Source organism: Ewingella allii (assembly GCF_044430645.1).
GTDB classification, from domain to species: domain Bacteria; phylum Pseudomonadota; class Gammaproteobacteria; order Enterobacterales; family Enterobacteriaceae; genus Ewingella; species Ewingella allii.
In genome coordinates this window covers 277,467-299,835 of the sequence record NZ_JAWUDN010000004.1, presented here as the reverse complement: position 1 = coordinate 299,835, position 22,369 = coordinate 277,467, and the positions used below count along the sequence as shown (strand labels likewise).

Genomic DNA, 22,369 nt, shown 5'->3' with positions numbered 1-22,369 from the left:
GGCTTAGAACCAAGTGGTTACTGCGCCAGTGACATCCCACTGCTCATTCACTCGCAGCAGCTGACGCCATCTGTCGAAGGTCAGGCATGGGTGGGAAATGTCAAAAATCAGCATGTCGCCGACCTGAATATCGGCTCCCGCTGGCACTGACATAAAGGCGTGTTGGTCCATCATCTTGATGATTTCCCATGACTTATCTACCGGCACTACTGTGGTGTAACCTGCCGAATGGCTGCTCTGTGGGCGGAAATGCCCGGCGGCGACAGGGAAACCGGCATCCGGCCCGGCGTCGCGACGGCCCAGGCCGATGATCGCCCTGCCCGGCTCAGGCAGTGACTGTACGTAAGCCCACACCTGTAGCGCAGGTTGCAGGCTGCTGTTCATCTGGCGCGCCACGGGGTTTTGGGCCTGAATTCGCTGATTAGCCTGCTGATAAATACCGGCGTCATGGGTCAGGTAGCAGCCTGAACGCAGGATAATGTCAAGCGTGAAACGCTGCTGGCTGTCCAGATACTGGCTATCACGCCTAAACTCTTCGGCCACCACGTCAAACCATGCAGAACCCGCGCCGGTGAGAATCACCGTCGGCTCGGCAAAGGCACCGTTCTGCGCCAGAGCCTCGGTGCGTTGCATCACGTGTTGCAGGAAAGCGCGAATGGGCGCTTCTTCATTAATCACCCCTTCGTAAATTTCTACCCCCACCAGCGAGATAGCCCGCGGCCAGCGCTGGATAGCCTCTAACACCTCCAGCTCCTGCTCGGCGTTGCGCACGCCGGTGCGCCCGCCGGCCAGACCATATTCCAACAGCACCCGCAGCGTCTGCTGGCGAGAAGTAAAATACTCGCCGAGGGCGTCGACGTTAGCCGCCGAATCCACAATACAGGTGAAATCGAACTCGCTATCCTGCGCCAACAGCCCGGCGATCATGGCCATGTTGGCTTTGCCGACCAGCTGATTAGCCATGATCACTCGGCGCACGCCATGCTGAAAGGCCGCGTTGACCTGCGGAGCCGTCGCCAAAGTAATGCCCCACGCGCCGTGATCCAGCTGTAACTGGAAAAGCTCGGGGCTCATGGTGGTTTTGCCATGCGGCGCCAGCTTGAGGTGGTAGCGGCTAATGAACTCGCTCATCCACGCCAAATTATGCTCTATGCGCTCATCCAACAGCACCGCCACCGGCAGGCTGACCTCCTCTCGCAGAATATTCCAACCCTGCTGGCCGATGTCCGCCATCTGCGGTTCATCCGGCAAGGTGCCTAAGCCTTTGGTTTGGGTATTCACCGGCTGGGAGGAGAAGTCATAAAGCGAAGATAAATCATAGAGTTCTGAAAAATCATACGGCTGGGAGAAGTCAGGCTCGGACATGATGGCTCTCGTTTGGCGTTATCTGCGAATCAATAGTGCAAACCTAGCGCACGCGCAGGTCTGGGGTAAAGCCCAAAAATCAGCACGCCGAGTTATCAGGTGCCAATTCATGGGCTGGCTGGCGGGCACTCATTCAGGCAGCGTCTGCGCCAGCTTGATGGTGGCGGCGATATTGCGCGCCGTGTTGTGTAGGTTTTCGGCGGCATTCGCCAGCGCGTCTTCCAAGGTACAGATAGAAGAAAGCACGCTAAACACCGCATCCAAGCCATGGTCGAAAACCACATCTACATCTTTGGTCAGGCTGCCGCCGATACCAATGACCGGCTTGTTATAGCGTTTCGCCACCCGCGCGACGCCGATTGGCACCTTGCCATTGATACTTTGGCTATCAATGCGCCCTTCGCCGGTGATCACCAGCGTGGCGTCTTTCACTAACGCCTCTAGCCCCAGCGCTTCGGTAACAATCTCAATCCCCTGACGTAACTGCGCCCCGCAAAAGGCGTGCAGCCCGGCCCCCATACCTCCGGCGGCACCCGCCCCCGGCAGGCTGTCCACATCAATATTAAGGCTGCCCTTAATCAGCTTGGCGAAGTGAGCAAGATAGCCATCAAGCTGCTTGACCATTTCTGGCGTCGCCCCTTTTTGCGGGCCGAAAATCGCCGATGCGCCATTTTTTCCCGTCAGCGGATTGGTCACGTCACAGGCCACTTCGAATCGGCAATCTTTGATTCTGAGGTCCAGTTCGCTGATATCAATACTGCTGAGCTGCTTCAGCGCGCCGCCGCCCTGACCAATCTGCTGGCCTTGCGTATCCAACAGCTTCGCCCCCAGTGCCTGCACCATGCCCGCGCCGCCGTCGTTGGTGGCACTGCCGCCAATGCCGATGATGCAATGTTTGACGCCGTGGTCCAGAGCATGGCGAATCAGCTCGCCGGTGCCGAAAGAGGTGGTTTTCAGCGGGTTGCGTTTCGCCTGCGGCACGCTTTCTAAGCCACTGGCCGCCGCCATTTCGATAAAGGCGACGTTACTATCGCCAGACAGGCCAAAGAATGCCTCAATCGGCTCTCCCAGTGGGCCGGTCACTTTGACTTTCACCACTTTGCCATGAGTCGCGGCCACCATGGCTTCCACCGTGCCTTCGCCGCCGTCGGCGACCGGCAATTTGACGTAGTGGGCGTCGGGGAAAATTTCCCGAAAACCGCTTTCAATGGCTTTCGCTACCTCTAGCGCCGATAAGCTTTCTTTAAATGAATCAGGTGCGATAACTATTTTCATGCACGACACGCGCCGCTCGAGAAAAGCGTCCTGTTGATGAATGTATCTAGTCACACAAGAAAACGGCGCCAGTTTAGCGCCGCTTTCTCGGTTAACTACCGGGTCACTTCTACCTTCGCTAAGCTTTCATAATAGCGTGCAATTGCGCTGTGGTCAGACTGCCCCAACCCATCGGCTTTCAAAGCTTGCAGCATTTCCATTACCTGAGCTGTGAGTGGCAACTGCGCACCAATGCTGTGTGAGGTGTCCAGCGCGTTAGCCAAGTCTTTGATATGCAAATCAATACGAAACCCCGGTTTGAAGTTTCTGTCCATCACCATTGGCGCTTTAGCTTCTAACACCGTACTTCCCGCCAACCCGCCGCGAATGGCCTGAAAAACGAGCTCCGGCTCCACGCCCGCCTTGGTGGCTAACACCAGCGCTTCGGACATGGCGGCGATATTCAGCGCCACGATCACCTGATTCGCCAGCTTAGTGACGTTGCCTGCGCCTATGTCACCGGTATGCACCACCGAGGCAGCCATGGCTTTCATCAGCTCATAGCATTTTTCGAACACGGCTTTATCGCCGCCAACCATCACCGACAGCGTGCCGTCTACGGCCTTTGGCTCACCGCCGGACACTGGCGCATCAAGCATCGCGACCTGCTTTTCCGCCAGCGCCTGGCTGATTTCCCGACTGGCGAGCGGCGCGATAGAGCTCATATCGATAACCACCAGCCCGGCACGCGCCCCTTCGATGATGCCATTCTCACCCAGCACCACCTCTTTTACCTGTGGAGAGTTCGGCAGCATAGTGATAACAATGTCGCTCTGCTCGGCCACGGCTTTTGGCGTCGCGGCGCTGGTGGCTCCGGCTTTCACCAGCTGCTGCGTCGTCTCATGATTGTGGTCCAACACCACCAGTTGATAACCCGCCTTGAGCAGATTTCTACTCATGGGCTTGCCCATTACCCCTAAACCAATAAATCCAATTTTCATGCTGCGAGCCTCGTTGAGTATCAAGAAGATAGCCATTATAAAAAACGGCCTTCCCGCCGGCAGTGGGCAGAAGCTCAAAGCCGACGGCGAAGTTCGCCTCTTTCGTCTGGCATTTGCACAATGCTCTGTGAGGCCTATCCCGTTATGCTGGTTTAGGCCGTGTTATCGAGTTGCAGGGCGATATACAGCAGCAGGCGGTCATCAAAATTCGACAAGTTCAGCCCGGTCAGGCCAGAGATGCGGTTTAGACGATTTTCGAGAGTATTGCGATGAATAAACAGAGCTTTAGCCGTTGCGACGGGCTGAACGTTATGAGCAAACCAGAGGTTTAACGTGCGGCGCAGCAGGCCACTGCTATCTTCGGCATTCAGGCGGGCCATCGGCAGAGCCAGTTCGTCAGCCTGCCAGCCGTCGCGCAAACCGTCTAGCAGCACTGGCAGCATCAGGTCCTGATAGCAGTAGCTGCGCTGCTCCGGCGCGCGCCGTTTCCCCACCGCCAGGGTGGTTTTGGCCGTGAGGTAGGACCGCGCGATACTGCCCAGCCCGGTGAAATAGTTGCCGAGCGCCACGCGAACTCGCAGGTCGCTGTTTTGCTGCATGTGTAACAGCAGGGCGTCTATCCGCTGGCGCTGAGCCTGTGGGTCCCAGCGTTTGGCCGCACCGAGTGCGGGTTTGAGTACCACAATTTCGGTTAGAGAAACTCTGGCAATTAGATTGTCCTGCTCCGGGGTTGAGAGCAAAACCTGTAACTGTTGCAGCTCTGCCATAGCGTGCTCGACGCCAAGCTGCCCGCCGTCTATCGCCACCACCACGGCAACGCGAGGCTGGTGCAAGTCGATGCCCAGCCGCTGCGCCCACTCCGCTAACGCCTCAGGGAGCTGCTCGGCACGAATCAAATTCAGCACCAGCTCTTCGCGAATGCGGCTGTCGTGCGCCAGCATATTGAGCAAGCGCGCCTGCTCGAGCATCATTTCCGCCGTCATACAGACCAGCTCGCCATATTGCCGCAGCCGCGTCGGGTCACCACTCAGCCCAATGGCGCCGACAATCTGCCCGTCAACCCGCAGCGGCAGGTTAACGCCGGGGCGGACGCCGTGCAGATGGCGCGTCACTTCGTTATCAATGTCCACTATGCGTTGCTGGGAAATCGCTAGCAGCGCGCCTTCATGCAGTTCGCCAAGGCGCTCGGCGTCGCCGCTGCCGATAATCCTTCCCCGGCTGTCCATCACGTTGACGTTGCTATCAATGATTTTCATTGTGCGATCAACGATTTGCTGCGCCAAAGGTTGATCGAATAAATATGCCGCCATGTCCCTGCGCTCTCCTGCGTGTTTTCCCTTGGCTGCCAGCATACTCATTCGTGGGGCGATGGGCAGGTTCATATCAGCGAAATGCGAGACGTCGCGCAGAACTCCGCCAACTTTCATCGTTGCACCGCCGCCAATAAAAAAGGCACGCCGAAGCGTGCCTTTATAGACTGATTTATCAGCGCGTGATTATTGCGCTAACAGGTAGATTGAAGTGTCACCGCGTTGAATATCCAGCGCCAGCACAGAAGGTTTGCTGTCGAGGATTTTACGCAGCTCGCCCAAATTGCCGACTTTCTGCTGGTTAACGCCCAGAATCACGTCATCCTTTTTCAGGCCGATGCGTGCTGCTTTACTGCCCGGCTTCACGGCATCGACTTTCACGCCTTTCTGATTGCCAACCTGACCATTGCTCAGCTCAGCCCCTTCAATACCGGTGAAGATATTGCCGGAGTCAACTTTGGCCGTTTGCGTGCTCTGTTCAATAGTCACTTCAACATTGACCGGCTTGCCGTCGCGCAGCAGGCCCAGCGTCACTTTGGTGCCGATTGGCAGGGTGCCAATATCAGCGCGGAAGGAGGCGAAGCTGCTGATTGGTTTGCCGTTCATGCTTAGGATCACGTCACCCGCCTTGATACCGGCTTTTTCAGCAGCGGACTTCGGCATCACCTGGCTGATGAAAGCGCCGCGCTGGGCGTCGACCTTCATGGCTTTCGCCAGTTCAGAGTTCAGCTCGGTACCCATGATGCCCAACTCGCCACGCTTCACTTGACCGAATTCGATCATCTGCTTGGTCAGGTTTTTCACCATGTTACTTGGGATAGCAAAACCGATACCGATGTTGCCGCCGTCTGGCGCAAGGATCGCGGTGTTCAGACCAATCAGTTCACCGTTAAGGTTCACCAGAGCGCCGCCTGAGTTACCACGGTTAATGGCAGCGTCGGTCTGGATAAAGTTTTCGTAGTTTTCGATGTTCAAACCGCTACGGCCAAGTGCGGAAACGATGCCCGAAGTCGCGGTTTCGCCCAGACCATATGGGTTACCGATGGCGACGGTGTAGTCACCCACGCGCAGCTGCTCGGAGTCAGCAATTTTAATCGCGGTCAGGTTTTTGGCATCAATCAGCTGAATCACTGCGATATCTGAGCGCGGATCTTTACCGATCACTTTCGCCTCAAATTTACGGCCATCGTTGAGCTGAACGCTGATTTTGGTGGCGTTATCCACCACGTGGTTGTTGGTGACCACATAGCCTTTATCGGCGTCGATGATCACACCTGAACCCAGTGCGCGGAACTCTTGTTTCTGCGCTTCAGGCGCGGGCTGGGAGTCGTCATCCCCTTGGCCGCCCTGACAGACCGGAGAGCCTTGGAACGGCGAGCCGTCCTGACACAGCGGCGAGTTTTGACCAAAGAATTGCTGGAATTGCTGGCCCATGCGTGGCGTTTTAGTTGGTGCGCTACCCTCAACGTTTACGCTAACAACGGAAGGCATCACCTTTTCCAGCATAGGTGCCAGACTTGGAACTTGAGTGGTACTGGAAGACGCCGTTTCTGCGGCAAATGCCGATGAAACAGGGGCCACAGCCAGTCCAACACTTAACGCCAAAGCGCTCAGGAATAGAGTAGTTTTTTTCATCAGTCGAATTCTCTTTAAATATGCTTTTAAAATTATTTATGGTGACACGAAAGCATCACCTTGCTCGGTAGTCGTGATACTGAGATTTAATTAAAAGCGGGAAGTTCATTAAGGTCGAAATGACAATGGTAAAAAAATATTGTGGTTATTTACAAAAGCCTATTTTTTAACCAGCTCATTATAAAAATAGAGATTTCTTTACCTTAATCACCCCAAAAATACGGCTAAATATATTATTCAGCGGCCATCAACCGTCGATATTCATCGTAAGCGTAAAGATCTGTCATTCCGCTGATATAGTCCTGAATCATGCGAGCACGATAATAAAATTCGCTAATAATTTTCTGACTTTCAGAGTGCGACTCCAGCTTGGTAATCGCCTCATTATAGGCCAGACGGTGCTTGGCGGACAATTTGTGGAACAGTCGGGTTTCAATGGGGTACTTGCGATGGGTGTCATCGCGAACCAACTGGCGGAATTCATCCAAAGGCATATCCAGAATCGGGCTGTAAATATCCAGCAATCCACTTATTACCCGATAGCCCTGTAATTCCAACTCTTCGACTTCGTGATGATTAAACACCTGTTTAAATGCCACACTTTTATATGTTTTTAACAATCTATTAGCTTGGCTTACATCTTCTAATAATGCCTGATTAAAATTGCCGGCAAATATGGCAGGAAGATTATCAATGAAACGAATGGCGGCGTGAGGAACCAACTGCTTCACGGTCTGGACACGCAGTTCCATAAAGAAATAATCTACCGGGTTACGAAAAGTCTTGGCCCGATCCATTTTCTGATAGGCGGTGCGCACCACTTTCTCAAACCAATCATTCTCTTCGCACTCGCCCCACTCGCGCTCCAGATGCTCAAACAGCTGCTCGACGGTGAAAATGTTCTTCTCGACGGCATCTTCTAAGTCGGCGATGCAGTAAGAGATATCGTCGGCGGCCTCCATGATATAGGTCAACGGGAATCGGCTGAATTCGCCCATGTTTAATTCACCGCGCAGCCGCTGAATGAAAGGCTCTTCGGCCAAATAGAAGCCCGGCTTTTTCATCAGATAAGCCTGCCCTTCTGGGATCGGCGCGGCCCAGTAGGCGGGACGGGTGTACTTCAAAATGCAGGCAGTTTGGGAAAACGTCAGGTTGAGCTTGAGCAGGGTAAACACCAGCCGAATGGCCTGCGCGTTGCCGTCGAAGTTACACAGATCGTGGCGAATATTGCTGCGCAGCAGGTTCTCCTGCTCCTCGCCTTCCTGCAACCGTAAGAAGTCGAAAGTACAGTTGTCGCTGCTCTGCGGCACAGAGCCGCAACTGGCAGTATCCATACGTTTGGCGAACCAGTTATTAATGGCGGATTCGCCAAAATGGCCAAATGGCGGGTTGCCGATGTCGTGCATCAGGCAGGACATCTCGACCACGCTTTCGAAGGGATCGGTGAATTCCGTGAGACCAAGCTTGTCGAGTTTGCCCTGACGGCGTAGACGGTGCAGGATCTCTTTGGCAATGTGCCGCCCCACTTGCTGCACTTCCAGCGAGTGAGTCAAACGGCTGCGCACCGCGGCGTTTTTCTCCAGCGGGAAAACCTGCGTTTTTTGCTGCAATCGGCGGATGGCGGCCGAGTTAATGATTCTGCCGCGATCGCTTTCAAAGTGGCGAACTACGTCATATTCATCACGCGCCTCAGCAACCGGCGGACTGAAAGGACGCTGGAAATTGAATTTGCTCTTAAAATCTATCCCGGACATATTTGCTACCCTTTTCAGCCACTCACGTGTCAACCTGACATCCTACCAGCTTCCCAAACGCATTATCTTGCCACTAGCCATGATAGACTATCGCTTAATGTGCTTGTTATAAAAGCTTCAATTCCGCACATATGTACCCAAAATCATTCAAGTTGCAGGGTATAGCGGCCCCCTTCCACCTCATCTGCGAGTATTACTATGAAAGTTGGCATCATTGGCGCAATGGAACAAGAAGTCACCCTGCTGCGCGACAAAATCACTAATCGTAAAACCATCGAGCGCGCGGGTTGTGAAATCTACACTGGCCAGCTAAATGGCGTCGAAGTGGCATTGTTGAAATCAGGAATTGGTAAAGTTGCCGCCGCCATGGGCACCACGCTGCTGCTGGAACACTGCAAGCCGGACGTGGTGATCAACACCGGTTCTGCGGGCGGGTTGGCGAAAACGCTGAAAGTGGGCGATATCGTGGTTTCCGAAGAAGTGCGTTATCACGATGCTGACGTGACGGCTTTTGGCTATGAGCCAGGCCAGATGGCGGGCTGCCCGGCGGCTTTCGTCGCGGACCCAGAGCTGATTGAACTGGCTGAAACCTGCATTCGCCAGTTAGACCTCAACGCAGTGCGCGGCTTAGTGTGCAGCGGCGACGCCTTTATTAACGGTGCAGCGCCACTGGCTCGTATTCGTGAAACCTTCCCGTCCGTTGCCGCGGTCGAAATGGAAGCCGCCGCTATCGGCCACGTCTGCCATATGTTCGGTACGCCGTTCGTGGTGGTTCGCGCGATCTCCGACGTGGCGGATGCTGAATCACACCTAAGCTTCGAAGAGTTCTTAGTTGTTGCGGCTGAGCAATCAAGTCTGATGATCGACGCGATGCTGACCTCTCTGGCCAACAGCGACCGCGCGTGATCCCAAGGTTTCTGTGCATAATCTTGTGCTTATGGCTGCCGACGGCGGCCATTGCACAGCCTGCCCAGCGCGTCATCAGCCTGGCACCTAACCTGAGTGAACTGGCTTACGCCGCAGGTCTGGGTAACAAGCTGGTCGGCGTGAGTGCTTACTCCGACTTCCCGCCGCAGGCCAAAAGCATTGAGCAGGTCGCCAGCTGGCAAGGTGTCAATGTCGAACGAATTTTAGCCCTCAAGCCGGACTTGGTTTTAGCCTGGCGAGGCGGCAATCCGCAGCGCCCTCTCGATCAGCTCTCCTCATTGGGGATTCGCGTACTGTATCTCGACCCAGAAAGCATCGAACAGATAGCGCAAACTCTCGAACAGTTATCCGCTTACAGCGAAAATCCCACTCTGGCGCAGAACGCCGCGACTCAGCTTCGCCAACAGCGCGATCGGTTAAAGCAGCAATATGCGCGAACCAAGCCCCTGCCGGTATTTATTCAGTTTGGCACCCAGCCGCTGTTTAGCGTTTCAAAAGCTACGCTGCAAAGTGAAGTGGTTTCGCTATGTGGTGGGAAAAATATTTTTGAAGATAGCCGTGCGCCTTGGCCGCAAGTGAGCAGAGAGCAGGTTTTAGCGCGTCAGCCTCACGCAATCGTGATAACCGGCGATAAACAGCAAAAACAAACTATTAGCGAATTTTGGCAGCCCGCGCTGAATGTCCCGGTGGTAAACCTCAATGCCGACTGGTTTAGCCGCGCAGCCCCGCGCATCATCCTGGCAGCGCAACAACTTTGTAGCACGCTACAGCCCATCGATTCAGAGTGAGTGTCCGCTCACTCACTTGTAGTCCCCTTCCTCGCCTTCTGTAGTCCCTTTCTGAATTGATTATTTGTTGCACAAAATCAATATTATCATTCGCTATATTTGGTATGATGTCGCCCTGAAATTAATTGCCAGAAATAGCAATAAATGTTTTTCAAATATTCATAAATTTCAAAAGTATAACTTTAAAAACACCTAATTATACGCATCACAAGAACTCATTATAACTTGATGCCAAAACCTTGTATTTCTTTAATAAATTTAAAGATGACGGGGTAAGTGGCCGATAACTGTTTTCAGCGTTTGGATGTTTTTTTTAGATTTTGATGACGACACACACCTGGAATGAACCATGATAAAAAAAATATTGCTGAGTACGCTGATTATACTGAGCCCTATCGCGGCGATGGCGGGCATGACCAGTGGAGAGATTCAAGTCAGTTTAACCATCCTGCCAACCTGTGAAGTCAGCGTGGCAAATGCACAACCTTCGGTAAGCTGCGCGCAGCAGAGTTTTGGTCAGCCGCGCATCAGTGAGAGTCAATTAGAGGCTATTCCGGGGATTTCGGTAGGCACGAAGTTAGTGACCATAGAATGGTAAAGCCAAAAAAAGCCCGTTTGACCTATAAGGCAAACGGGCTTTTTAAACTTTTAATTCTTCTTAATGCTTCTCAATTCTTTCCGAATCACATTCAGAAATGAGCAAATCATTAGATACTGAATGATGAACCACAACCACAGGTGGTTTTGGCGTTCGGGTTAGTCACGATAAAACGTGAACCTTCCAAACCTTCGGTGTAATCAACCGAGCCACCCACCAGATATTGCAGGCTCATCGGGTCAACCACCAGCGCCACGCCAGATTTTTCAATCGTCATGTCGCCATCGTTGATTTTGTCATCGAAAGTGAAACCGTATTGGAAGCCGCTACAGCCGCCGCCAGTGATATAAACACGCAGTTTCAGATCCGGATTCTCTTCATCAGAGATCAGGTTTTTAACCTTGTGGGCAGCCGCTTCGGTGAATTGCAGAGGCAAGGCACTGGTTTCCACTTCGGTTGGATCACTCATTGTTGCTTCACTCATCTTTTTTACTCCCAATCCGTATTCTGTTCAGGCCGCCGGATTGACTGTCTGAATAATGACCTAATTATCTAATAGGTAGCGTTATGGTTCAAGTATGAGCGGTTTTCGCGCCGTCGTCCTGTCTATTTATGCTCTGGTCAGCTTCTTTACTCTCCGCCTTGGCAGCATTTTCCCGCTCCTGCCGCTGTAAAGTGCGGGTAAGAATGGCGGAATACAAGGGCTTACCGCCAAGGAACTGTGCCAGAAGGGTGGCACCCAGACAGGTAATAATCATCGGTAAAATCAACTGATAATTATCCGTCATTTCTAACACCAAGACTATCCCGGTCAGCGGCGCTCTGACGCTGGCGGCAAAAAGCGCGCCCATGCCGGCAATCGCGAAGGTGGCAGGCTCTATGCCGTACTGCGGGAACATCGCCAGACTGGCGCTACCAAAGGCCGTGCCGAGCAGGGTTCCCAATGCCAGCATGGGGGCAAAAATCCCGCCGGGCGCGCCTGAGGCAAAGCACAGCAGCGTGGTGGCAACTCGAATAAGAAAGATAAACAGCAGCATTCCCAGCGTGTATTTCCCCGCCGCCGCGAGGGGGATCAGCGCAAAACCGCCTCCGGCGGCTTCGGGCAGGAACAGCCCCAAGACTCCGCAGAAACCGCCCAGCAGGCCGCCAATGATCAGCACTTTGCGCAGCTTGCCGCCGTGAATTCTGGCGAACATATCCTGAGTGCGGAAAATCAACGCATTGAACGCCACGCCGACCATGCCAAACACCATGCCCAGCACCAGATAGAGCCACAGGGTGTTGAGTGGTGCATTGGCCAGCTTGCCGACTTCAATCACCGCGCCTTCGCCGTTGAAAATGCGGAACACGATGCTCGACATAATCACGCCGATAAACACCGCTTTAATGGAAATCAGGCTGTAGCGGAACTGCAAACGCATCTCTTCGATGATAAACAGAATGCCCGCCAGAGGGGCATTGAAGGCAGCGGAAAGGCCCGCCGCCGCGCCGGTTGCCAGCAGCGAGTGGCGCGCTTCGGCACTGCGCAGGCGGAAAATATCCACCATCATCTTGCCGATATTGGCCCCCATCTGCACCGTCGGCCCTTCGCGCCCCAGCACCATCCCCGCGCCGAGCGTGCCCATGCCGCCGATAAATTTCACCGGGATCACGCGCCACCAGCGCACCGGTCTTAGCTCTTCCAGCGCGCCTTCTATTTCAGGGATGCCGGAACCACTGGCCTCCGGCGCAAAACGGTGGACCAAAAAATAGCCCAGCATGGCCAGTAACGCCGAGGCGATAAAGGCTACCGGCAGCAGCAAGATCCAATGATCGCTAAACACGCCTAAACCCGATTGGCGCAGGTGGATCACCCAATCCACCGCCTTTTCGAAAGCCACGCCAAGCAGCCCGGCGACGGTGCCGACTATCGCCGCGACCACCAGAATCGCGACGGGCGTTTTATCTCGACGCAGAAAATAGCGCAGAACATCGCTGCGCTTGCGGGGCCCGCGCAGAGCAGCATCTTTAGCAGAGTCGTGGGACGAGGTATCAGTCATGAGTTTGCAGGAATAGGCTAATAAGATGGGCAGATTTAACCACATAAAGCCCAATTTCGGAAAACGGAATACCAGACCAACGGCGCGAAGCGATTTCATAACGCGCCCCACTTCTTTAGAATGGGCGCATTATTTCCCTTTTCTACAAAAGCAGCACAATCCAGGAGCCGTATATGAGTAAGTCAGAAAGCCTGTTTTCGCAGGCGCAGGCGCTAATCCCAGGTGGCGTAAACTCACCGGTTCGCGCGTTCTCCGGCGTGGGCGGCGTCCCTTTATTCATTGAGCGTGCTGATGGCGCTTTCCTGTTTGATGCCGATGGCAAGGCGTATATCGACTATGTCGGCTCATGGGGCCCAATGGTGCTTGGCCACAACAACGCCGAGATCCGCAACGCCGTGATCGAAGCGGCGCAGCGCGGTTTAAGCTTCGGCGCGCCAACCGAGATGGAAGTCAAAATGGCCGAGCTGGTCACCGATTTGGTGCCGAGCATGGACATGGTGCGCATGGTGAACTCCGGTACCGAAGCCACCATGAGCGCCATTCGTCTGGCCCGTGGCTTCACCCATCGCGACAAAATCATCAAATTCGAAGGCTGCTATCACGGCCATGCCGACTGCCTGCTGGTCAAAGCCGGTTCTGGCGCACTGACGCTGGGTCAGCCAAATTCGCCGGGCGTACCGGCTGATTTCGCTAAGCATACTTTGACCTGTACCTATAACGATCTGGACTCCGTGCGCGCGGTGTTCGAGCAATACCCTGACGACGTGGCCTGTATCATCGTTGAGCCAGTGGCCGGTAATATGAACTGCGTGCCGCCACTGCCAGAATTCCTGCCGGGCCTGCGCGCGCTGTGCGACGAGTTTGGCGCGCTGTTGATTATCGATGAAGTGATGACCGGTTTCCGCGTCGCGCTGGGTGGCGCTCAGGAGCACTATAACGTGATGCCTGACCTGACCTGCTTGGGCAAAATCATCGGCGGCGGTATGCCGGTCGGCGCATTCGGCGGACGCCGTGAAGTGATGGACGCGCTGGCGCCAACCGGCCCGGTTTATCAGGCAGGTACGCTGTCAGGTAATCCGATTGCCATGGCCGCCGGCATCGCCTGTCTGACGCAGGTTTCCCAGCCGGGCGTGCATCAAACCCTCACCGAGCTGACTACCCGTCTGGCAGAAGGTCTGGTGGATGCCGCGCAGAAAGAGAACATTCCGTTCGTGGTAAACCACGTTGGCGGCATGTTCGGCCTGTTCTTCACCGAATCAGAAACCGTCACCAGCTATCAGGACGTGATGAAGTGCAACGTCGAGCGCTTCAAGAAGTTCTTCCACCTTATGCTCGAAGAAGGCGTTTATCTGGCTCCTTCTGCTTTCGAAGCAGGCTTTATGTCTCTGGCTCACACTCAGGAAGACATTCAGCGCACCATCGACGCGGCGCGCCGCTGCTTCGCTAAGCTTTGATTGTTGCAGAACAGCATTAAAAAAAAGGGGCCAATTGGCCCCTTTTTGTATTTCTGTATTGGGTACTACCTTCCCTGCTTCCGCAGCAAATAGATAAAGTACGGCGCGCCGATAAAGGTGGCCAATAGCCCGGCAGGAATTTGGTCGGGGAAGATAATCATTCGCCCACACCAATCGGCAAACACCATCAGCAGTCCCCCCAAAATACTGGCGACCATCCACTGAGGAATAGCGCGGCGGAAGCCTAGCATCCGCGCCATATGCGGCGCCATCAGGCCGATAAAGCTCAGTGGCCCGACGGTCAGCGTCGCGGCCGCAGTCATTACCGCAGCCAGCAGCAAAATCGCCGAGCGAGAAGGCGTCAGCGCCATGCCCACCGATTTAGCCGTCACGCTGCCCAGCGGCAAGATACTCACCCAGCGGCGACAGAAAGGCACCAACACCAGCAATACAGCAGCAATGGCCGCCGTGCGCCACGCCTGTGCCATGGTCACCGAGTAAGTCGAGCCGGAGATCCACGTCAGCAGGCCGCCCATGCGCGGATCGCCGCTGGCCAGCAGCAGCGCCATCAGCGTGCTGAAGGCCGTACTGAGCGCAATACCGGTCAGCAGCATGCGTTCGGCGGAGAAGCTTTTCAGCCCGGATGAAACCAGAATCACCAGCAGCGTAATGGCCGCGCCCGCGCTTCCCGCTGGCAGTAGCCAAACAAAGGCGTCGCCGGGGACGAGGAACAGCATTAGCACCACGCCGAAGGCCGCGCCGGAGCTTATCCCCAGCACTTCAGGACTCGCCATGGCATTGCCGGTTAGCTTCTGAATCAGCACACCGGCCGATGCCAGCATCAGCCCGGCAGACAGTGCAGCCACCACGCGCGGTGTGCGCCAAGGCAGCAGCGCATCAAGCTGCGCGCCAGTGGACCAGTTCCAACTATTAGCATCGCGCCCGGCCATCAGCGCAACGGCAACGCCCACTACCAGCAGTAATAGCGCCAGCCCGACCCAGCGCACCAAGTGGTGGCGCTCTTCTGGAACGTGGTCGCCCTGATCCATCGGCGGCGGCGACATACTGTTGCGCAGACGCGGCAGCAGCCATAGCAGCAGCGGCGCGCCGACCAGCGCGGTGGCCGCCCCGGTGGGAATTTCCATCCAGACCTGTGTCAGATATTGCATGATTTGGTCGGTCAGCCACAGCAGCAGAGCACCAATCAGCGGCGCGAGGATCAGCCTTGACGTCAGGCGGCGCGCCCCGAGCATCTTCGCTAATAGCGGCGCGAACAGGCCGATAAAGCCAACTATGCCCACGGCGTTAACAATCTGCGCACTCATCAGAATCGCCAGCGCCAGCACGCTGAGGCGCGCAACGTTCAGCCCCAGCCCCAGATTCTTGGCAATGCCGTCATCCAAACCCAGCAGAGTCATCGGGCGCTGCAACACAAACGCCAGCAACCAAACGATAATCAGCCGGGGCAGCAGGAAACTCGCCACGCTCCAGTCTTGCTGATTCAGCGAGCCGGTATTCCACATATATAAGCTTTGCAGCCGCTGGTAATTGAACAGTCCGAACAGGCCGTTTATCGCGCCGCAGTACAGGCCGAGCACCAATCCGGCAAGGATCAGCGTCACCGGCGACATGCGTTTGCCCCACGCAATGCCAAACACCAGCAGCCCGATGACTATCGCCCCAATCATTGCGGCAAATTGCTGTGTCAGCTCGCCGCCGGGCAGTGCCCATAGAATGGATACCGTCAGGCCGAGCTGCGCCCCCGCCGAAACGCCGAGGGTGGCGGGTTCTGCCAGCGGATTGCGCAGTACCTGTTGGAATAACAGCCCGACCAGCCCCAAGGACGCACCGGCAAGCAGCGCCACCGCCACGCGCGGCAGCGTGCTGTAATGGAACATCATCTGATTGACGTTATCGATGCTCGGCTGCCACAGCGCCTGACTCCACTGGTCGAACGGCAGTTGCTGGCGCAGGTTGTAGAAGCTGAGGGCCGCACTGACCAGCGCCAGCAGGATAAGTAAGCTTAGAGTTACGCTGAGAGAGCGACGATTCATGAGGCTTTCCCCAGCGTAGCCGTCAGGATGCGGCAAAAACGCATGGCGCTGAAGGTCGCGCCGTAGAACCAAACAGCAGGCACCATGCTCAGCTGTTTTTCGCGCACAAAGGGCATGGATTGCCACAGCGGTGTGCGAGAAACCTGCGCATAGACATCGGCGTCGCCGTGCCCGAAGCAGATGGCGTGGGCGTTTTTAACCGCCGCCAAACGCTCAATGCCAACACTCACGCTGCCCCAGAAGCTGCTTTCACCCTGCCATGCGTTGGTCAAACCTAAATCGAGCATGATTTCCTGAAACAGGCTGCCCTTGCCGAAAACCAAAACGTGGCGCGTGTCGAGGAAGGAGAACAGCAGAATAGGCTTTTGCGCGAAGGGCTGCACCTGAGTGCGGGTAGTGTCCAGCAGGTCATGGTAAATCTTCAGGTGCTGGGCGGCGCGCTCCTGTAAGTCGAGGTAACTCGCCAGCTTGTTGAGCGAGCGAATCGCCTGCTGGAGCGGATTCGGGCTGCCGTCGTTGGCCGTTAAACCCAGCACGGGCGCAATCGGCGCCAGCTGTTTGGCATTCGGGCCATAGCCTTGAGACACCAGCAGCAGCGAGGGTTTTAGCTGCTGCATCAGCTCCATATTCGGCTCCATTCGCTGGCCGACATCAATCACCTGAGCGGGCAGTTTTGGCTCATCCACCCACAGGTTGTAATTGCGGATATCCGCCACGCCCATTGGCATCACGCCGAGGGCAATCAGCAGCTCGGCCGGTAGCCATTCAAGGGCAATGATCTTGCTTAGATCAGGGCGCGAGGTGGCGAAAGAAGGAATGGCCGCCAACAGCGGAGAGAGCGCTAGCGCCTGTAGCAGACGGCGGCGACTTAGGTCAGGTGTAGGGAAAATCGTAGACATATCAATAGACAAAGCTTACCGGTGCGCCACCGGCTGGATGCGGGAGGATGCCCATCGGGATACCGTAAACTTGCTCAAGCACGTCGCCGCGCATCATCTCTTCCGGCGTGCCTTGGGCAATCAATTCGCCGCCGCGCAGCGCCATCAGATAATCGCAGTAGCGCGCTGCCATATTCAAATCATGCAAGACGGCAATCACGGTCAGCCCTTTCTCTTGGCTGAGGCGATGAATCAGGGCCAGCACGTCAACCTGATGAGCGATGTCCAGCGCGGAGGTAGGTTCGTCGAGCAGCAGGCAGCGGCTGTCCTGCGCCACCATCATGGCTAGCCATGCTCGCTGGCGTTCACCGCCGGACAGGCTATCCACCAAACGATGGGCGAAAGGCTTCAGGCCAACCAGTGAAATCGCCTCTTCGACTTTCTCACGATCCTGATGTTTGAAACGCCCCAGCGCGCCGTGCCACGGGTAACGACCAATCGCCACCAGCTCTTGCACCGTCATCCCTTCGGCTGCGGGCAGCTGTTGCGGTAAATAGGCGACCTGACGCGCAAAGGCTTTGCTATCCCACTGCTCCAGCGGCGTCTCATTCAACTGAATTTGCCCGGCAGAGGCAGACTGATGGCGCCCCAGCATTTTCAGCAAAGTGGATTTACCCGAGCCATTATGACCAATTAACCCGCACACTTTCCCCTTCGGGAACGTCAGCGACAGCGGCGCAAGCAGCGTGCGTCCGGGCACGGTGAAACTCACCTCATTCAGGCTGAACGTACTGTCATTAGCATGAGAGTCAGTTTGCGCGGCAGAATGATTTACGGCGTGGTTTGGCATAATATTTTCAGACATTCAGTTAGCCGCTCTTTACGTCAGATTCGAAGAAACAAAAATGGAAAAGGGCACGAGGTTCCGTGCCCACTTTTCATGACTATGTCAGGCTATCAGAAGCGGAAAGTTGCCGTGGCAACGACCTGACGCTCTGCACCATAGAAGCAACCATAGGTTGCAAAACAGCTTGCTACATATTCACGGTCAAACAGGTTATTCACGTTTAAGGCAATGTTAGAACCGTTCATACCAAAACGACCCAAGTCATATTTCACAACGGCATCCATCACCACTGCGCTACCGACTTTGAAGGTATTCGCTGGATCACCATAGCTTGAACCCAACAAACGCCCACCAGTTCCGAGTGTTAAACCACTGAGAGCAGTTTCATGGAAGGTGTAATCACCCCACAGTGAAGCCATGTGTTTTGGCACCTGCTCTGGCGTATTCCCTTTCAGCGTAGTATCCGTGGTGTATTGCGCGTCAGTGTAAGTATAAGACGCGGTCATGTTGATGTTGGCATTAACTGCGGCTTTAGCTTCAAGCTCTACGCCACGTGAACGAATTTCACCGCCCTGAATGGAGGAGAACACGTGAGCCGGATCAGACATCAGGTTGTTGGTTTTGGTCAGCTGATAAAGCGCACCAGTCACCACCACCGGCATATCATTTGGAACATACTTCACACCAGCTTCGTACTGGCGTCCTTTGGAAGGAGCGAAGGTATTGCCGCTGAAATCTGCACCTGCAGTCGGTTCGAAAGATTCGCTATAGCTGAAGTAAGGGCTGATGCCATTATCAAACAGGTAGTTCAAACCACCGCGCCATGTGAATTGGCTGTCGTCACGGCTAGTGTAGTTATTGGCTTGATAAGCTTTCGTTGATTGCTCAACCCAGTCGTAGCGACCACCGAGCGTCAGAACAAAGTTGTTCCACTCTGCCTGATCCTGTGCATAGAGGCCGGTCTGCTTTTGCTTGTTCTGCTGATAAGGTGCCGCGTCGCCAAAGTCGAAATCTTGATAGACAGGGTTATACAAATCTAACTGCGTCGCGCTACCAAAGGTCGCATTAACATCATTACGCATCTGCTGGAAATCAATACCGGTTAACAGGGTGTGATCAACAGAAGAAGTCGTAAACTTGCTCTGCAACTGAGTATCAACTGCAAACGTGTGAAGTTTTTCGTTATCAACCACCGTGCTGCGGTTCAGAGTGTGGTCATTAGGTGCTGTAGGACTGGTATCCAAACCAACGCCGTAGACGCTTTTCTGCGAAGTCTTGGATTCGACATAACGCAAGTTTTGACGCACCGTAAAGGTATCGTCAAACGCGTGTTCGAAGCTGTAACCCACTAATTTGTGAGATAAAGAATAGGTGTTGTTTGGTGCGCCTTCGTTAAAGCTCGATGGCAGGTGGGAACCATTTGGTAAAGGCTGAACCGTGCCTTCCTTCGGCAACCAACCGTAGTAGCCCGACTCTGGAGTGTCCTGCAAATTGGCGAGGAAAGTGAAGTTAGTTTTATCGTCAGGACGCCAAGAAAAAGAAGGCGCAATGGCATAACGTTTCTCTTTTGACATGTCCTGTTGAGTATCGTTAGAACGCGCAACACCCGTCAGGCGATAGGAATAAACCCCGGCATCATCAAGCGCATCGCTAAAGTCAAAACCGGTCTGATACAGATTGTCATTACCCATTTTGAACTGAACTTCTTTCAACGGCTCAGTGGTCGGACGCTTGCTGACCATCGAAATTATGCCGCCAGGACTGCTTTTCCCGTAAAGAACGGAAGTCGGCCCACGCATTAACTCAACGCGTTCCAGCATGTAAGGATCGATGAGCACTTCGTTATAGAAGTCGCCCTGCAATTTCAGCCCATCCAGATAGTTATTCTGGTTCACAGAGCCGAAACCACGAATTTTCACTGCGTCGTAAGTGTTTGATGAACCTCGGGTTGATATGGTAATACCCGGCGTGTAGCCCAAGGCCTCTTTTACCGACTCTGGCTGATGAGTATCCATCTCTTCACGCGTCACAACAGAAATTGACTGCGGGGTTTTAACAATCGGCGTGTCGGTTTTGGTGCCGGTGGCGCTGTGTTTCGCCGCGATGGTCGGCGACGGCCCCCAGGCTGATTCCGGCGCTACGTTAGCCGCGGCGTTGCCGGTGACCACGATAGTATCGCTTTTCGCCGGGGTGCTGCTGGTTTCTGCCGCGGTGGCTTGAAACGCTGTCGTTCCCAATGCGGCGGCGATAGTTAATGCCAAAGTTCCACGCTGAAAAGACCCTTTTGATGCAGTCATTGAAAGTGTGCGCTGATGTACCATTTGCTGTTCTCTGGAGATGTTGAATGGGAATGTAAACGATAATTATTATTATGAACGTCGGATAATATGCGTAACCCATACCCTTCTGCAAGCGCATTAAGGCCGGACAAAGTGTGAACGAATAGAAAATAGCCCTATGTAATACAGGGGTAAATACGATGGGTAAATGTTCGAAATGGCATGTGAAGCCGATGAAGAATAAATATTTTTAATGTTACCCAAGGGTAAAAATTAGCTGCTGAATGTATGCCCCAATTTCAAAGCGCTGAATGCATCGTCGTGAGGGTGAAAAAGCGTTTAAAATCGCGGTTTCACAGCATGGAAATGGTTAAAAGGACTAAAGAGAGCAATAAAACAACGTTGAGCATCCTGTGAAAACAAAATACAGTACGGCCCTTCCCCCGCGCGATACTGCGTTTTAGCAGGCTCAAAGGAGTTAAATCCGCACCGGGATAATTAAGGCTAATAGGGAAATTGCCGAGGCTATAGATACACATACATCGACAATAAAAGCTGCATTTAATACAGCAAACCAAATAGGCAATACATTATGCAATCCTCTGTTAACAAACAAGAAAGCCGGACGTTCCTCGGCCATCCTTACCCACTTCGATCCCTGTTCTTCACTGAAATGTGGGAGCGATTCTCGTTCTACGGCATCCGCCCATTATTAATTCTGTTTATGTCTGCCGCGGTGTTCGACGGCGGCATGGGGCTGGCGCGTGAGAACGCCTCGGCGATTGTCGGTATCTTCGCGGGCAGCATGTATTTGGCCGCTTTGCCGGGCGGTTGGTTGGCCGATAACTGGCTGGGTCAGCAAAAAGCCGTGTGGTATGGCTCGATTCTAATTGCCCTGGGTCACCTCTCCATCGCCCTGTCGGCGGTAATGGGCGACAACCTGTTTTTCATCGGTTTAATGTTTATCGTGCTGGGGTCGGGTCTGTTCAAAACCTGTATCTCGGTGATGGTCGGTACTCTATATAAGAAGGGTGATACCCGCCGCGACGGCGGTTTTTCGCTGTTCTATATGGGCATCAACATGGGTTCTTTTATCGCCCCGCTAATCTCCGGCTGGCTGGTTCGCGACCATGGTTGGCACTGGGGCTTCGGCATCGGTGGTATCGGAATGTTAGTGGCGCTGGTTATCTTCCGCCTGTTTGCCGTGCCTTCGATGAAGCGCTATGACAAAGAAGTGGGTCTGGACTCCACCTGGAACACACCGGTTGCTAAGAAGAATGGCGTTGGCACTTGGTTGCTGGCATTGGCCGTCGGCCTGGCGGTGATTGTGACGCTGATCGCCCAAGGTATCATCGTCATCAATCCTTTAGCCGTGGCGAGCGTTCTGGTTTACGTGATTGCCGCCTCGGTCACGCTGTATTTCATCTATCTGTTCGTGTTCGCCGGTTTGAGTCGCAAAGAGCGCGCCCGCCTGTTGGTCTGCTTCATTCTGTTAGTATCAGCAGCCTTCTTCTGGTCCGCCTTCGAGCAGAAACCGACCTCGTTCAACCTGTTCGCCAATGACTATACCCAGCGAATGATTGGGGATTTCGAGATCCCTGCGGTGTGGTTCCAGTCGATCAATGCCCTGTTCATTATCCTACTGGCACCGATTTTCAGCTGGGCGTGGCCTGCGCTGGCGCGTAAAAAAATCCAACTGAGCAGCATCACTAAGTTTGTTATCGGCATCCTGTTTGCTGCGGCGGGCTTTGGCCTGATGATGCTGGCGGCGCAAAACGTGCTGAGCAACGGCGGTGCGGGTGTCTCTCCGATGTGGCTGGTGGGCAGTATTCTGATGTTGACGCTGGGTGAGCTGTGCCTTAGCCCAATCGGGTTGGCGACCATGACCCTGCTGGCGCCGGAAAGAATGCGCGGCCAGATGATGGGCCTGTGGTTCTGCGCCAGCGCGCTGGGTAATCTGGCGGCGGGCTTGATTGGTGGTCACGTGAAAGCTGACCAACTGGAAATGCTGCCTAACCTCTTCGCGCGCTGCTCCATCGCGCTGCTAATTTGTGCCGCGGTGCTGATCCTGCTGATTGTCCCTATCCGTCGCATGATGGAAAACCAGCAGAAACCGGCTGAAAATAGCTAATCCCCTCCCAATGAAAAAGGGCGCGAACTGAGTCGCGCCCTTTTTCATTTCAGCA

Annotated in this window: 17 protein-coding genes; 5 read left to right on the top strand and 12 right to left on the bottom strand. The window is 54.5% G+C overall.

What is annotated here, in order from left to right; genetic code table 11:
* Positions 1 to 3 precede the first annotated feature (3 nt).
* The 6 genes from SBO83_RS12050 to dgt form a co-directional block, all read right to left on the bottom strand.
* Complete coding sequence (locus SBO83_RS12050; protein ID WP_396131665.1) at positions 4 to 1,365, bottom strand: amino acid deaminase; 1,362 nt, start codon at positions 1,363 to 1,365, stop codon at positions 4 to 6.
* A 129-nt stretch (positions 1,366 to 1,494) separates the two neighbouring features.
* Positions 1,495 to 2,640, bottom strand: coding sequence for a glycerate kinase (locus tag SBO83_RS12045; RefSeq protein WP_396131664.1), 1,146 nt, complete (start codon positions 2,638 to 2,640; stop codon positions 1,495 to 1,497).
* 95 nt (positions 2,641 to 2,735) lie between these two features.
* The gene (garR, locus tag SBO83_RS12040; protein WP_396131663.1) at positions 2,736 to 3,656 is read right to left on the bottom strand and encodes a 2-hydroxy-3-oxopropionate reductase; all 921 of its coding nucleotides are present in this window, start codon (positions 3,654 to 3,656) and stop codon (positions 2,736 to 2,738) included.
* Between the two features lie 116 nt (positions 3,657 to 3,772).
* On the bottom strand, positions 3,773 to 4,930 hold the full coding sequence (locus SBO83_RS12035) for a CdaR family transcriptional regulator (protein ID WP_396131662.1): 1,158 nt from the start codon (positions 4,928 to 4,930) through the stop codon (positions 3,773 to 3,775).
* Positions 4,931 to 5,116: 186 nt separating this feature from the next.
* Positions 5,117 to 6,565, bottom strand: a complete 1,449-nt coding sequence (gene degP / locus SBO83_RS12030) for a serine endoprotease DegP (RefSeq protein WP_396131661.1) — start codon at positions 6,563 to 6,565, stop codon at positions 5,117 to 5,119.
* A gap of 233 nt (positions 6,566 to 6,798) precedes the next feature.
* Entirely contained in the window at positions 6,799 to 8,319 is a 1,521-nt protein-coding gene (gene dgt, locus SBO83_RS12025) for a dGTPase (protein ID WP_396131660.1), read from the bottom strand.
* 198 nt (positions 8,320 to 8,517) lie between these two features.
* Here dgt and mtnN point away from each other — a divergent pair, with 198 nt between their 5' ends.
* The 3 genes from mtnN (at position 8,518) to SBO83_RS12010 (ending at position 10,632) form a co-directional block, all read left to right on the top strand.
* On the top strand, positions 8,518 to 9,225 hold the full coding sequence (gene mtnN, locus SBO83_RS12020) for a 5'-methylthioadenosine/S-adenosylhomocysteine nucleosidase (protein WP_396131659.1): 708 nt from the start codon (positions 8,518 to 8,520) through the stop codon (positions 9,223 to 9,225).
* 23 nt (positions 9,226 to 9,248) lie between these two features.
* Positions 9,249 to 10,034 (top strand): vitamin B12 ABC transporter substrate-binding protein BtuF, encoded by a 786-nt coding sequence (gene btuF / locus SBO83_RS12015; protein WP_396131658.1) that lies wholly within the window; start codon positions 9,249 to 9,251, stop codon positions 10,032 to 10,034.
* A 349-nt stretch (positions 10,035 to 10,383) separates the two neighbouring features.
* Complete coding sequence (locus tag SBO83_RS12010) at positions 10,384 to 10,632, top strand: hypothetical protein (RefSeq protein ID WP_396131657.1); 249 nt, start codon at positions 10,384 to 10,386, stop codon at positions 10,630 to 10,632.
* Positions 10,633 to 10,741: 109 nt separating this feature from the next.
* Here the strand turns inward: SBO83_RS12010 and erpA are convergent, their stop codons facing one another.
* A complete protein-coding gene (erpA, locus tag SBO83_RS12005) occupies positions 10,742 to 11,116 on the bottom strand; it encodes an iron-sulfur cluster insertion protein ErpA (RefSeq protein WP_072009848.1) in 375 nt (124 codons plus the stop codon).
* A gap of 88 nt (positions 11,117 to 11,204) precedes the next feature.
* A complete protein-coding gene (gene clcA / locus SBO83_RS12000; protein WP_396131715.1) occupies positions 11,205 to 12,671 on the bottom strand; it encodes a H(+)/Cl(-) exchange transporter ClcA in 1,467 nt (488 codons plus the stop codon).
* A gap of 173 nt (positions 12,672 to 12,844) precedes the next feature.
* Here clcA and hemL point away from each other — a divergent pair, with 173 nt between their 5' ends.
* Positions 12,845 to 14,125, top strand: coding sequence for a glutamate-1-semialdehyde 2,1-aminomutase (gene hemL, locus SBO83_RS11995; RefSeq protein WP_396131656.1), 1,281 nt, complete (start codon positions 12,845 to 12,847; stop codon positions 14,123 to 14,125).
* 65 nt (positions 14,126 to 14,190) lie between these two features.
* Here hemL and fhuB read toward each other — a convergent pair whose 3' ends face one another.
* The 4 genes from fhuB to fhuA form a co-directional block, all read right to left on the bottom strand.
* Positions 14,191 to 16,179: a Fe(3+)-hydroxamate ABC transporter permease FhuB gene (gene fhuB / locus SBO83_RS11990; RefSeq protein WP_396131655.1), complete on the bottom strand. Its 1,989-nt coding sequence runs from the start codon at positions 16,177 to 16,179 to the stop codon at positions 14,191 to 14,193.
* Positions 16,176 to 17,078, bottom strand: a complete 903-nt coding sequence (gene fhuD, locus SBO83_RS11985) for a Fe(3+)-hydroxamate ABC transporter substrate-binding protein FhuD (protein ID WP_396131654.1) — start codon at positions 17,076 to 17,078, stop codon at positions 16,176 to 16,178. The genes fhuB and fhuD overlap by 4 nt, the downstream gene beginning before the upstream one ends.
* A 1-nt stretch (position 17,079) precedes the next feature.
* Complete coding sequence (gene fhuC / locus SBO83_RS11980) at positions 17,080 to 17,907, bottom strand: Fe3+-hydroxamate ABC transporter ATP-binding protein FhuC (protein ID WP_396131714.1); 828 nt, start codon at positions 17,905 to 17,907, stop codon at positions 17,080 to 17,082.
* Between the two features lie 107 nt (positions 17,908 to 18,014).
* Positions 18,015 to 20,225: a ferrichrome porin FhuA gene (gene fhuA, locus SBO83_RS11975; RefSeq protein ID WP_396131653.1), complete on the bottom strand. Its 2,211-nt coding sequence runs from the start codon at positions 20,223 to 20,225 to the stop codon at positions 18,015 to 18,017.
* 550 nt (positions 20,226 to 20,775) lie between these two features.
* Here fhuA and SBO83_RS11970 point away from each other — a divergent pair.
* Positions 20,776 to 22,314, top strand: coding sequence for an oligopeptide:H+ symporter (locus SBO83_RS11970; protein WP_396131652.1), 1,539 nt, complete (start codon positions 20,776 to 20,778; stop codon positions 22,312 to 22,314).
* Positions 22,315 to 22,369: the final 55 nt, after the last annotated feature.

Bases quoted from the DNA above. Each gene is read 5' to 3' on its own strand.
- SBO83_RS12050 (WP_396131665.1), bottom strand. From the start codon at position 1,365: ATGTCCGAGCCTGACTTCTCCCAGCCGTATGATTTTTCAGAACTCTAT.
- SBO83_RS12045 (WP_396131664.1), bottom strand. From the start codon at position 2,640: ATGAAAATAGTTATCGCACCTGATTCATTTAAAGAAAGCTTATCGGCG.
- garR (WP_396131663.1), bottom strand. From the start codon at position 3,656: ATGGCTATCTTCTTGATACTCAACGAGGCTCGCAGCATGAAAATTGGA.
- SBO83_RS12035 (WP_396131662.1), bottom strand. From the start codon at position 4,930: ATGGCGGCATATTTATTCGATCAACCTTTGGCGCAGCAAATCGTTGAT.
- degP (WP_396131661.1), bottom strand. From the start codon at position 6,565: ATGAAAAAAACTACTCTATTCCTGAGCGCTTTGGCGTTAAGTGTTGGA.
- dgt (WP_396131660.1), bottom strand. From the start codon at position 8,319: ATGTCCGGGATAGATTTTAAGAGCAAATTCAATTTCCAGCGTCCTTTC.
- mtnN (WP_396131659.1), top strand. From the start codon at position 8,518: ATGAAAGTTGGCATCATTGGCGCAATGGAACAAGAAGTCACCCTGCTG.
- SBO83_RS12010 (WP_396131657.1), top strand. From the start codon at position 10,384: ATGATAAAAAAAATATTGCTGAGTACGCTGATTATACTGAGCCCTATC.
- erpA (WP_072009848.1), bottom strand. From the start codon at position 11,116: ATGAGTGAAGCAACAATGAGTGATCCAACCGAAGTGGAAACCAGTGCC.
- clcA (WP_396131715.1), bottom strand. From the start codon at position 12,671: ATGACTGATACCTCGTCCCACGACTCTGCTAAAGATGCTGCTCTGCGC.
- hemL (WP_396131656.1), top strand. From the start codon at position 12,845: ATGAGTAAGTCAGAAAGCCTGTTTTCGCAGGCGCAGGCGCTAATCCCA.
- fhuB (WP_396131655.1), bottom strand. From the start codon at position 16,179: ATGAATCGTCGCTCTCTCAGCGTAACTCTAAGCTTACTTATCCTGCTG.
- fhuD (WP_396131654.1), bottom strand. From the start codon at position 17,078: ATGTCTACGATTTTCCCTACACCTGACCTAAGTCGCCGCCGTCTGCTA.
- fhuC (WP_396131714.1), bottom strand. From the start codon at position 17,907: ATGCCAAACCACGCCGTAAATCATTCTGCCGCGCAAACTGACTCTCAT.
- fhuA (WP_396131653.1), bottom strand. From the start codon at position 20,225: ATGGTACATCAGCGCACACTTTCAATGACTGCATCAAAAGGGTCTTTT.
- SBO83_RS11970 (WP_396131652.1), top strand. From the start codon at position 20,776: ATGCAATCCTCTGTTAACAAACAAGAAAGCCGGACGTTCCTCGGCCAT.